12 protein-coding genes and 1 other RNA gene are annotated in these 11,726 nt (G+C 48.4%); 3 read left to right on the top strand and 10 right to left on the bottom strand.

Annotation, left to right across the window (positions count from 1 at the left end; all coding sequences use genetic code 11):
* On the top strand, positions 1 to 2,255 hold a 2,255-nt coding region (locus A3750_RS10615; protein ID WP_068548251.1), incomplete at its 5' end, for a bifunctional diguanylate cyclase/phosphodiesterase.
* Positions 2,256 to 2,275: 20 nt separating this feature from the next.
* On the opposite strand, the gene A3750_RS10610 is transcribed toward A3750_RS10615, so the two are convergent.
* Both A3750_RS10610 and A3750_RS10605 read right to left on the bottom strand, forming a co-directional pair.
* Complete coding sequence (locus tag A3750_RS10610) at positions 2,276 to 3,004, bottom strand: sulfite exporter TauE/SafE family protein (RefSeq protein ID WP_068455845.1); 729 nt, start codon at positions 3,002 to 3,004, stop codon at positions 2,276 to 2,278.
* A 56-nt stretch (positions 3,005 to 3,060) separates the two neighbouring features.
* Positions 3,061 to 3,768 carry a pirin family protein gene (locus A3750_RS10605; RefSeq protein WP_068455843.1) on the bottom strand — a complete coding sequence of 236 codons (708 nt, stop codon included), beginning with the start codon at positions 3,766 to 3,768 and terminating at the stop codon, positions 3,061 to 3,063.
* 77 nt (positions 3,769 to 3,845) lie between these two features.
* Here A3750_RS10605 and A3750_RS10600 point away from each other — a divergent pair, with 77 nt between their 5' ends.
* The gene (locus A3750_RS10600; RefSeq protein ID WP_068455838.1) at positions 3,846 to 4,907 is read left to right on the top strand and encodes a PQQ-dependent sugar dehydrogenase; all 1,062 of its coding nucleotides are present in this window, start codon (positions 3,846 to 3,848) and stop codon (positions 4,905 to 4,907) included.
* Positions 4,908 to 4,920: 13 nt separating this feature from the next.
* Here A3750_RS10600 and ybaK read toward each other — a convergent pair whose 3' ends face one another.
* The 4 genes from ybaK to A3750_RS10580 all read right to left on the bottom strand — a co-directional run bounded on the left by ybaK (position 4,921) and on the right by A3750_RS10580 (position 8,536).
* Complete coding sequence (ybaK, locus tag A3750_RS10595; RefSeq protein ID WP_369819915.1) at positions 4,921 to 5,454, bottom strand: Cys-tRNA(Pro) deacylase; 534 nt, start codon at positions 5,452 to 5,454, stop codon at positions 4,921 to 4,923.
* A 3-nt stretch (positions 5,455 to 5,457) separates the two neighbouring features.
* Positions 5,458 to 5,985, bottom strand: coding sequence for an inorganic diphosphatase (ppa, locus tag A3750_RS10590; protein ID WP_068455832.1), 528 nt, complete (start codon positions 5,983 to 5,985; stop codon positions 5,458 to 5,460).
* An 83-nt stretch (positions 5,986 to 6,068) separates the two neighbouring features.
* Positions 6,069 to 6,746 (bottom strand): ribose-5-phosphate isomerase RpiA, encoded by a 678-nt coding sequence (rpiA, locus tag A3750_RS10585; protein WP_068455829.1) that lies wholly within the window; start codon positions 6,744 to 6,746, stop codon positions 6,069 to 6,071.
* Between the two features lie 50 nt (positions 6,747 to 6,796).
* The gene (locus A3750_RS10580; protein ID WP_068455826.1) at positions 6,797 to 8,536 is read right to left on the bottom strand and encodes a bifunctional diguanylate cyclase/phosphodiesterase; all 1,740 of its coding nucleotides are present in this window, start codon (positions 8,534 to 8,536) and stop codon (positions 6,797 to 6,799) included.
* A gap of 209 nt (positions 8,537 to 8,745) precedes the next feature.
* On the opposite strand from A3750_RS10580, the gene ilvA reads away from it, so the two are divergent.
* Positions 8,746 to 10,263 (top strand): threonine ammonia-lyase, biosynthetic, encoded by a 1,518-nt coding sequence (ilvA, locus tag A3750_RS10575; RefSeq protein WP_068465994.1) that lies wholly within the window; start codon positions 8,746 to 8,748, stop codon positions 10,261 to 10,263.
* Here ilvA and A3750_RS10570 read toward each other — a convergent pair.
* The 4 genes from A3750_RS10570 to A3750_RS10555 form a co-directional block, all read right to left on the bottom strand.
* Positions 10,242 to 10,883: a 5-formyltetrahydrofolate cyclo-ligase gene (locus A3750_RS10570; protein ID WP_068456733.1), complete on the bottom strand. Its 642-nt coding sequence runs from the start codon at positions 10,881 to 10,883 to the stop codon at positions 10,242 to 10,244. The genes ilvA and A3750_RS10570 overlap by 22 nt on opposite strands.
* A 15-nt stretch (positions 10,884 to 10,898) precedes the next feature.
* Positions 10,899 to 11,077, bottom strand: a non-coding RNA gene (gene ssrS, locus A3750_RS10565) — 6S RNA.
* A 92-nt stretch (positions 11,078 to 11,169) separates the two neighbouring features.
* Entirely contained in the window at positions 11,170 to 11,463 is a 294-nt protein-coding gene (locus A3750_RS10560) for a cell division protein ZapA (protein WP_068465995.1), read from the bottom strand.
* Positions 11,463 to 11,669 carry a TIGR02449 family protein gene (locus A3750_RS10555; protein ID WP_068454364.1) on the bottom strand — a complete coding sequence of 69 codons (207 nt, stop codon included), beginning with the start codon at positions 11,667 to 11,669 and terminating at the stop codon, positions 11,463 to 11,465. Before A3750_RS10555 ends, A3750_RS10560 begins: the two co-directional genes overlap by 1 nt.
* Positions 11,670 to 11,726 lie beyond the last annotated feature (57 nt).

The raw sequence follows: 11,726 nt of genomic DNA, 5'->3' as shown, positions 1-11,726 counted from the left end.
TCTTACCGCGGGTAAAAGGCGGCGCAGAGCAAGATTTAGCGCAGCTTCGCTATGAGAAGAATCGGCTCAATACGGCATTGTTGAGTACTGAGCAGGATCTCGAGCAAAAGATTCGTCAACGCACAGAAGCACTCGAAAAAGCGAATGCGCAGTTGAATCAGCAGGTTGCATTACGCAAATCCGTCAGCGAAGCGCTTGTGAAAAGTCAGACACGTTTAACCCAAGCGATCGAAGCCTCCAATCTGGGCTTGTTTGATTGGGAAGTGGCAGAAGGTCGCTTCTTCCAATCCAATTTCCATCATATTTTTGGAGATAAAGAGCTCAGCTCTCAAGATGTTATCGAGCGCCTTAAGCGCGTTGTGCATAGTGAGGACTATGCGGGGTTGCGCGATACCCTCAATGCTTGCCTGCAAGGTGAAAAGGCAGAATATCAGCTGAATTATCGAGTGAATGACGCGGGTGTTTGGCGTTGGATTGAGGAGCATGGGCGTGTGGTTGATGTTGACGAAGAGCATCGAGCGCGCCGTCTTATGGGGACGCGTCGCGACATCCAAAGTGATGTGCAGCGAGATGAAGAAATACGGTTGGCCAAATCTGTATTTGATCATACCTCTGAAGGCGTGATGGTCTTGGATCGCAAACAGCGCTTTTTGTCGGTGAACCCCGCCTTTACCAAGATTACTGGGCATGACTTGGATACGATCATCGGTCAGCCGCTTGTTGATGTGAGTGAGACGCCACAAACGCGGCAAGTTTATGCGCAAATCTTTGAGACGCTTGAAAGCGACGGGCAATGGCAAGGTGAACTGCTGGAGCGGCGTCGCCATAGCGATTACTACTCGCAACGGACCCAGATCAATGTGATTCGTGATGAGTCTGGCGGAATCAAATATTACGCCGGACTGATTAGTGATATGACGGATCACAAAGAAACGGATGAGAAGCTCGATTATCTCTTGAATTATGATGGCTTAACACGACTGGCAAATCGTGTTCAGTTTCAAAACCAGTTACACCGGGCGTTGATTCGATATCAAGATGAGCAGCTCCCTTTTGCGCTGGTAATGATCGATATCGATCGGTTTAAGCATTTCAACGATAGTTTTGGACATGAGATCTCTGATCGAATTCTGCAAAATGTGGCCGAGCGATTAAGTAACAGTGTTCAACGGGTTGATGTGCTTGCGCGCGTGGGTGGCAATGAGTTTGCCTGTATTGTTGCCTGCAGTCCGACCTTTAAAGTAAAGAAGTTTGCTCAGCGTCTTTTTCACGCCTTGACGGATAAACCCTATCAACTTGGTAAAAACGAAGTCGTGCTTTCTTGTAGCATTGGTATCGCATTGTTGCCACAGCATACCGAAGATATTGAAACGCTTAGCCGCTTCGGCTCTCTTGCGGTGCAAAAGGCAAAATACCACGGCGGCAATCAAATTCAGATGTTTGACGAAAGCTTGAAGACATTTTCGCGTGAGCGTCTCGAGATTGAGAAAGAGTTACGTTCCGCTCTCGTGAATGAAGAGCTCGAGGTGTATTACCAGCCGAAGCTCGATTTGAAAGAGGGGCTGATACTCTCCTATGAGGCCTTAATCCGCTGGAGCCACCCTCAGCGAGGTCTGGTTTCTCCTCAGGAGTTTGTTGCCATTGCCGAAGAGAATGGGTTGATATCAGATCTCGGCGCCTATGTTCTTTATGCGGCCTGTAACCAAACGAAAAAATGGCAGGACATGGGCTTTGGACCGCTCAGTGTGTCGGTTAACCTTGCGCCACGTCAATTGTTAGAGCCGCACCTAAAAAGCATCATCATTGAGAGTATTGCGGAGTCAGGTCTTGACGCGGGATTTCTTGAATTAGAGCTGACAGAAAGTGCCCTGAAAGAAGACATTCAGGGAGTAAGCGAGCGGCTTGCGGACTTACGCGAGATTGGCATCAAGGTATCGATCGACGACTTTGGAACGGGCTATTCATCGCTCAGTTATTTGCGCCACCTGCCCGTAGATACGCTTAAGATCGACCGAGAGTTTATCGACAATATTGAGTGCTCCAAAGCTCAGCAGGCGATTACCAAGGCGATTGTCGTATTGAGTAATTCTCTTGATTTGAAAGTTGTTGCTGAGGGCGCAGAAAATGAAGCGCAGCTTGATCTTCTAAGATCCCTTGGATGTGACTATGTTCAGGGTTACTACGTTTCGAGACCGCTTGATAAGGAAGCAATGGAAGCCCTGTTACGAAACCAGCAGCCGTCAAACGTTGGATAGTTGGATACCCTCAGCCAGCTTTAAACGACCTTCCAAATCAAACTGACCCCAACAGCGAATAACAGAAAACGACACGCTTGCATGAACTGAGTCTCGCTCAAGCGACCTTGAATCTGTTTGCCCAGCCAAACGCCCAAGTAGGCCATTGGTAACAGCACGACACTGATCGCGACCAACTGCAGAGACCATTGCCCGTTTAGAGAGTAGGGAATCAACTTGATGGCATTCATGATCGCGAAAAACGCACCAGCGGTAGCGAGCCACGCTGCTTTTGGAAGCGCTCTGGATACAAAGTAGATATTGATCGGTGGGCCGCCGGCGTGTACGAGCGTGCTACTTAAACCAGAGCTTGTCGACCAAAAAAAACGAGCGCCTTTAAAGCGCATTAGTGCTTGTTGTAGTCGCGCCCAAAGCGCAAACAGAATGCATAGAATACCTAAACCGAGCATGAGGGCCGAATCGGAGGCCGATCCCATGGCAAAGCCGCCAAGAAATATGCCGACCAGCGCGCCGGGAATTAAGCCCCTTAATTCAGGCCAATTTATCTGTCGAAAGTAGTAGCGCAGAGTTTGCGCATCCATCGCAAGCAAAAGCGGTAGGGTAATTGCTGTGGCTTCGAGCACCCCAATTTTAAAGCTCAATAGTGGCACGGCGACAACACCGGCGCCTCCGGCAAAGCCCGACTTTGAAATACCGGTGATGATGACGCCAGTGATGGCCAATAGCCAAAAGATCGGATCGCTTGTCATGTTGTGAATCTCTTATCCATTTGGCTTAGGTGGTTCCAAAAACGTGCGCTGCGCCATCAGGGAAGTTCAAACCAGAGCGCTTCGAAGTCGTCGCTGTTTGCCTGAGCCTGCACATGGTCAGTGGACGCTATCGCACCACCCAGAGCATCGCCCGCCTTCAATGTGGTTGTTGCATCATTAAACTGAAACTCTGCTGAGCCCTTTATGACATGCAAATAACTATGATTGCCCCGACTCGTCAGCGTGGCAGTCTCGTCTGTAGCGAGGCGCAAACGATAGATACGCGCGTCCTGATGTACGTGCAACGAGTCGCCTTCACCATCGGGGGTGACTAAAGGAGTTAACGCGGTATTCTGTTCTATTGCGCGTTGTTCATAACTCGGTTCAATGTTTTGCACTTCAGGCTGAATCCATATCTGAAGAAACTTCAGAGGAGCCTCTTTGGAGGCATTGTGCTCAGAATGTGTTACCCCAGTGCCGGCACTCATTCGCTGTACTTCGCCTGCAGGTATCTGGTAATGGTTACCGGTACTATCTTTATGCTCAATCGTACCCTCAAGAACATAGGAGATAATCTCCATGTTTTGATGGCCATGTGTATCAAAGCCTGCGCCGGGTGCGACGGTATCGTCGTTGATGACGCGAAGCACCGATACGCCCATGTGCTGAGGGTCGTAGTAGTGACCAAAGGAAAAGCTGTGTTTGCTATCCAGCCAACCAAAGTTGGCCTGACCCCGTTCCTCATTACGTCTCAAATAGTTCATGCGTCTCTCCTGTCATCTAACGAATGATGGGATTAGTATATGGAGCGAACAGCCTGGGAAATACCGGAAGAATTAAGATGAAATGCTCAAAAAAACTGATGTTTCTGTTGTTACTGGCGGTCGTGAACCCAACATACGCCAATCAGTTGGAGAAAGTCGCCAGTGGTTTTGCTTTGCCTTGGTCGATTGAATTTGTTAGTCACAATACCGCCTTGGTGAGTGAGCGAGAAGGTCAACTTCAGTTTATTGAATTGGGCTCAGGCAAAAAGACGCAGATTCAGGGCGTTTGGCCTGTATGGTTCAGCGGGCAGGGCGGCTTGCTCGATTTGGCACTGCATCCGCAGTTTCAGAGAAATGCGTGGATTTATGCGACCTACAGTAAGCCGGATGATGACGAAGCTTCAACGGCCTTGGCCCGGTTCAGAATAAAAGATGCGCGCGTGCGCGATTTTGAAGAGCTTTTTGTGAGCAACGCCAAGTCATCGGGTGGACGACACTTTGGCAGCCGGATCGCGTTTGATGCACAGGGGTATCTTTATTTTAGCTCTGGTGATCGAGGCGAGCGCGAATGGGCTCAGGAGCTTTCGAGTCATGCGGGTAAAATACTTCGATTGCATGATGACGGGCGTATTCCTGAAGATAACCCGTTTTACGCTGTAAAAGGCGCGCAGCCCGAGATCTGGGCATATGGCAACCGAAACCCGCAAGGCATGCATTATGACCTGGAAACCGATGTTCTTTGGTCAATAGAGCATGGGCCGAGAGGTGGTGATGAGGTCAATATCATTCAGCGTGGCGCGAATTATGGTTGGCCCGTTATCTCGTATGGTAAAGAGTATTGGGGCCCCATAGACGTTGGAGAAGGTACGCATCGTGAAGGCATGGAGCAACCGGTCAAGTACTATGTGCCTTCCATCGCGCCAAGCAGCTTGAGTATGTTTGGGAACAAGCTTTATGCTGGTGCGCTGAAGTTGCGTCACGTAAATGTGCTTGTGCTAGATGCATCAATGACGAGAGTGACGGCAGAACAGCGACTGTTCGAAAGTCTTGACGAACGGGTTCGCGATACGGTACTTGGGCCCGATCAGTGGATGTACTTTCTGACCGATTTGGGCAACTTATATCGTTTCGAGCCCTAAAAATCGAAATGTGCTAAGCGCGCACCTTGATGAGTTTCGCTCTGAGAATTTTCAATAAGTCTTCAGTGCGGACTTCAATATCCAGGCCTCTTCGGCCGCCGCTCACTAGCAAGGTTTCTAGGTGCTCTGCGGAGGCATCGACAATCGTCGGTAATCGTTTTTTCTGTCCGAACGGGCTAACACCACCCTTGATATAGCCCGTCGAGCGCTCAGCGTCTTCGACTTTGGCCATGCTTGCCTTCTTCGCGCCCAGTGCTTTTGCGGCACTTTTAAGATTGAGGCTTTCTGCAACAGGGATGATGACGCATGCCAACTTGCTAGCGTCTAGCTCGATGATGAGTGTTTTAAACACTTTCTCTGGATTAAAACCGAGCTTTTCTGCCGCTTCCAAACCGTAGGCACCATGGTTTGGATCATGCTCGTAGGCATGCACGGTATGAGAAATCTTCTGCTTGTTGAGTAGATTGATCGCGGGCGTCATGCTTGACGAGTTTACGTCTTTTTGTAGGCAATAAAAAAGGGCCCTTAGGCCCTTTTTAAACGTCACGATTTACTTTGTGTAGGCCGCGGCCGCTTTTTCGATAGAGGCGCGCGCTGCATCCGCGTTTTCCCAACCGATAATTTTCACCCATTTGCCCGCTTCAAGATCTTTGTAGTTTTCGAAGAAGTGCTGGATCTGATCTTTTAACAGAGGCGGAAGGTCATCAACATCTTTAACGTCACTATACGCAGTGGATAGCTTGTCGTGAGGAACGGCAACCAACTTTTCGTCGCCACCCGCTTCGTCTTCCATGTTCAGCATGCCAACAGGACGGCAGCGAATAACGGCGCCTGGCAATACGGGATAAGGAGTGATAACCAAAACGTCTAATGGGTCACCGTCATCAGCAAGCGTATGTGGAATGAAACCATAGTTCGCAGGGTAAAACATAGGTGTCGCCATGAAGCGATCAACAAGCACGGCGCCCATGTCTTTGTCGATTTCGTATTTGATTGGGCTGCTGTTTGCAGGAATTTCAATCGCAACGTAAATATCGTTTGGCAGATCTTTACCTGCTGGGATGTTGTCAAAAATCATGTAAGTTTCCTCAACGTGAGCGCTAGAATAAAGGCTCGCGATTATAAGGCCTTAGCCCAGTCAAACCAAGCTTCTCGCGATATCTAAACCGCTGCTTTTAACGTTTTTACACCATTTTTGGTGCCGACAAGAAGAATGTCCGCTGATCGCGCGGCAAACAGGCCATTTGTGACCACACCCGTGATCTGGTTTATTTGCTCTTCCATAGCGATCGGCGACTGAATTTTCATGTTGTGGACGTCAAGAATAAGGTTCCCATTATCCGTAATAAAGTCTTCGCGCCAAACGGGGTCGCCGCCCAGTTTCACCAATTCGCGCGCGACATAGCTACGCGCCATTGGAATCACTTCTACCGGAAGCGGGAATGCGCCCAAAAGATCAACTTGTTTGGTGTCGTCTACAATACAGACAAAGGTTTTCGCGACAGCGGCAACGATTTTCTCTCTGGTGAGCGCTCCGCCGCCGCCTTTAACTAATTCAAGATGCGCATTGCACTCGTCAGCACCATCAATATAAAAATCGAGTTTTGGCGCACTGTTGAGCTCGTAGACTGGAATGCCGTGAGATTTCAATCGTTCGGCGCTGGCCTCGCTGCTTGCGACCGTGCCGTCAAAGGTGTGTTTGAGCTCAGCAAGGTGGTCGATGAAAAAGTTGGCGGTAGAGCCTGTGCCAATGCCAATAATGCTGTCGCTATCTAGCTGACCTTTGATGAGATTAACGGCTTCGAGCGCCACCGCGCTTTTAAGTTCGTCCTGAGTCATTAAGCATTCCTGATGAAGTTCTAGAATTTCGTGCAGTATAGGGGGCAAGCTCAGCCATTTAAAGCAATGCTTTCAAGCTCGTCGGCAGGAACCGGGCGGCTTAGCAGATAGCCCTGCATGACGTCGCATCGATTGTCTTTGAGGAAGTTCAATTGCTCTTCGGTTTCTACACCTTCCGCGACGACTTTTAAACCGAGATTATGAGATAGCGCAATGATGGCTTTTACGATTGTCTGATTGACGCCATCGGTAATGATATCGTTAACGAAGCTACGATCTATTTTTATCGCATCTAGAGGTAAGGAGCTTAGGTATGAGAGCGACGAATAGCCGGTTCCAAAATCGTCCACAGATATTTTACAGCCCAGTTGGTGAACTTGCCTAAAGATTTGAACGCAATGCTCTGGGTCTGACATGACAGCTGATTCTGTGAGCTCGAGCTCTAAACACTCAGGCTCGATGCGTGAATCTGCAATAGTGGACCGGAGAGATTCAAGAAAACCATCAAACTGGAGTTGCCTGCTTGATATATTGACGCTTATGGTCACGGATGGGGGCAAGACTTTACGTGTTTGCCAGTCTTTCAGCTTATGACAAGCATCGTTGAGTATCCAAAGGCCTAGTTCGTTAATGAAGCCGCGCTCTTCTGCAATCGAGATGAATAATACTGGGCTTATGAATTGGCCATCTATTCTCCAGCGCATAAGGGCTTCTAGACCCACTATTTGGTCTGTCGTCGCGCTATATTGAGGCTGGAAATAGGTCTCGAGTTGATCATTAATGATTGCGTTCTTGAGTTTAGTTCCAAGCTCAATCCGCATTCTGGCATCTTGCTCTAGCTCTTCAGAAAAGTAGGCGTATTGGCTGCGACCTTTGTTTTTGGCGAGATACATTGCTGCATCCGCATTTTTTAACAACTTACTAGCCGACGTTTGCGTTCCGTCGTAAACAGCAATACCGATGCTGGTGCTTGTGAGAATTTCATGACTATTGATGTTGTGCGGTTTGGAAAGATCCTCAAGAATACGCATCGCAATTTGACTTGTTGTATTGGGGCTTTCTAAGTCGTTTAGGACGATACAAAACTCATCGCCACCTAGTCTCGCGACGTAATCGCTATCGCGAACGCATTGCTTCAGTCTGAGTGCAATGCTGCGTAAAAGCAGGTCACCTGCTGCATGCCCGTAGGAGTCGTTGACTACTTTAAAGTGGTCGAGGTCAAGAAACATTACTGCTAGTTTCTGAGCCCGTGTTTTGCCACGGCCGACTAATCGCGCCAGCATATTGGTAATTTGCTCTCGATTGAACAGGCCTGTTAGCTGGTCGTGACGAGCAAAGTCCTGCAAGCGTTTGAACGCGCTTTTAAGATCTTTTTGTTGCTCTTTGATAATGCTTTTTTGATTGTCTAGTTGCAGAAATACATTTGCTTTGTGGAGTATGATTTCTGGTATTAGGGGCTTCGTCAGGATGTCTACAACGCCGTGCTTATAGCCCTTCTGAAGGTCTTCATTGCCGATGTTTTGGGCTGTCATCAGAATGATAGGTACGTAGCGGGCGCGGGCGCTGTTATGAATTTCTTCTGCTAGATCATAACCAGAAATATCAGGCATAATGATGTCGAGAAAAATCACCGCGAGATCGTGTTGCTGTAGCACTTTGCGAGCATCTTCCGCGTTGTTGGCTAGAAACACGCGCGCGCCCGTAGATGCCAGAATTGACTCCATAATCAGCAAGCTAGATTGCGCATCGTCGACAACGAGGATATTTTGCGAGGATTTCACTTTATTCACTGCAACGTCCTTGCTGATTCAATGCAATAGGTATCCAAATCATAAGGTGAATGGCCGCTAAAAATGCGTATCTCCAAAACACCTATTAATAGCAGAGTAAAGCGCCTTTATCCACTCGTTATAGAGCACGAATTTGGTTAAGATTGCGCATCTCTTTGAGTGCTGAACGCGGGCTGAGCCCAAAATATTGCTGCGGAAACGAGTTATTTATGCTGAACAACTATATTAAGAAAATTCTAGATGCGCGGGTTTATGACGTGGCGATTGAGTCACCTTTAACGCCTGCGAGAAGTCTTTCGCAGCGTTTTAACAATGAGATCTTTTTGAAGCGTGAAGATTTGCAGCCTGTGTTTTCGTTCAAACTACGCGGCGCATACAACCGCGTTCGACAGCTTAGCGATATCGATAAGGCGAAAGGCGTGATTGCTGCCTCTGCGGGTAATCATGCGCAGGGCTTGGCATTAGCCGCGAAGACACTGGGTATCAAAGCTACGATCGTAATGCCAAAAACGACGCCGGAAATTAAGGTCAGTTCGGTCAAAGCGCGTGGTGCGAAAGTGGTGCTTGTTGGCGACACCTTTGACGAGGCGTCAGCCTATGCTCAAGAGCAAGTAAAAGAGAAAGGCTTGATTTACATCCCTCCTTACGATGATGAAGACGTGATAGCCGGTCAGGGAACGGTTGCAATGGAGTTGCTAAAGCAGCACACGGACGCAGCGCATGCGGTATTTATTCCTTGCGGTGGCGGGGGCCTTATTGCGGGGATGGCTGCATACATTAAATATCTGCGCCCTGAAATTAAGGTGATCGGCGTAGAGCCTGAGGATGCGGCTTGTTTGTTAGCTGCGAAAAAAGCCGGTAAGCGCGTTACGCTAGATCAGGTGGGTATTTTTGCTGATGGAGTGGCTGTGCGCCAGATCGGGAAATTGCCGTTTGATATCTGTAAGGATCATGTCGATGATGTGATCACGGTGAGTACCGATGAGATCTGCGCAGCGATAAAAGATATCTTTGACGATACCCGCGCCATTGCGGAGCCTGCTGGCGCGATTGGTGTGGCAGGCCTGAAAAAATATGTTGAGCAAACCGGGGTTCAGGGTGAGAACTTGTTAACGGTCGTGTCTGGCGCAAATATGAATTTTGATCGTTTGCGTTACATTTCAGAGCGAACGGAAATTGGCGAAAAGCGCGAAGCGATCTTGGCAGTGACGCTACCGGAGAAACCTGGCAGCTATAAAAGGTTTATTAAAGCCTTACACCGGCGTAATATCACTGAGTTTAACTACCGTTACGCAGATGGTTATGAAGCGCAGATTTTTGTAGGTGTACAGACCTCGGGTGTCGATGGTGAGCGTTTGCAGCTTGTTGAAGAGCTCGAAGAGCAGGGTTATCCGGTGAGTGATTTAACGGATAATGAACTGGCTAAATTGCATATTCGCCATATGGTGGGTGGGCGTTCTCAGGTTGAAAACGAGCACGTGTACCGATTTGAATTCCCTGAGCGGCCCGGAGCCTTGATGAAATTTCTCACCTCACTGGGAAGTAAATGGAATATCTCTATGTTCCATTATCGAAACCATGGTGCCGCCTACAGTCGTGTTTTTATGGGCGTACAGGTCGATAAATCTGAGTTGAAGCTATTCAATGAGATGCTTGATGAGATCGGCTTTCGCTACTGGGATGAGACGAATAATCCGGTTTACCATCAGTTTTTGCGTGGTAAGTAAGTTGCCGCTTCCGAGATGATCGCGTCCATTGGTATGTCCCAAGGCGCGACGTCTATTTTTTGGATTTTTTGGAAATCATATCCGAAACCCAGCATAAACGGAGGTTTGGATGCGAAGGCGATCTCGTTTTTAAATGCGAAGTGGCGATCATAAAATCCGCCCCCCATCCCCACTCTGTTGGCTTGCTCATCGAAGGCGACCAAAGGACATATCACAAGGTCTAAGTGCTTTGGCGAGATCACGTTTTCTTCTTTCAGTTCTGGCTCAGCCATGCCAAAGCGATTCTCCACCAAGCGAGTACCGGGTTGGAAGTGAACAAAGTACATGCGCTCTTTGTTGATTGGGTCGAGAGCCGGTAAATAAACGTGTTTTCCGTGTGATAGGGCCTGATCTATCAGGCTTTGTGTTTCTACTTCACCGAGTGCTGAAAGATATAGAGCAAGGTTTTGGGCTTTGTTGTAATAAAGCGTTTGGAGCGCTCTCTGACAAATTTGTTGGCCTAAATCGCTTCGATCTTCTGGAGATAATGCTAGTCGGCGTTTGCGGATAGTCTGTCGCTGCTGCTCGAGAGTGTAGCTTGCGCGATCATTTTTTATGACGTTCTTAGGAGTGCTTTTCATGAGCGCTGTCTCGTAAGTGTGCCCAAAATGCCGCTGCCTGATAGGGCCTTGAACCGAAAGGTTCAAGGTGGCGAATACCTGACGTATATTAGGCTTTCCCGCCGAAGGGGACATGCACACAACACGTGAAATACTTGCCTATAAAAAAGTATCGGCTCGAGGACTTATCTGGCTGGCGAACATTCCAGGTCACGGTCCTAGTATAATTTTTCCTAGCCAAGTTTACAGTCCGCGTTACTAAAAAAAACATAATGCAGGATGGCTAGCCCAGACAATGTTTTTTGTGTTACCGGGATTCTTTCGCTGCAAGTATCTGATCCATTTGCGCTTCAAGCTTGCTCAGCTTCTGCTCCTCTCCACTAGAGCTCATCGAGCTCTGCATCAGCTCGTATGTTAGATTGAGCGCCGCCATAACGGCAATGCGCTCACTTCCGAAAACCTTTCCTGAACCACGAATCTCGCGCATTTTTGCGTCGAGCTGCACAGACGCTTCACGCAGTTCTTTTTGTTTGTCTGGTGGACAGGCAACAAGATACTCTTTGTCGAGAATCCTTACTTCAAGCGTATTCTGCTCAGACATTAATTTTGCTCCAGTGCGCGTAGACGACCAATCATTCCCTCGATCTTGGTTTTGGCAAGATCGTTTTTTTGAAGAAGTTTTGAGCGCTCGCTTTGAAGTTGCTCCTGCGACTTAGTCAATCGGGCGTTGTCTTCTTCAAGGCGCTCGCAGTATGCAATGAGTTGTTCGACTTTGTCTGAAAATCTGCTGATAGGCGAGTTATCCATTACGCCGTTCCTTCGTCATTATCGTGAGCGGTTAGAAATTAAAACATAATGCAGCGT

It is taken from the genome of Oleiphilus sp. HI0079 (genome assembly GCF_001635105.1).
This window is presented reverse-complemented; position numbering and strand designations above follow the sequence as displayed.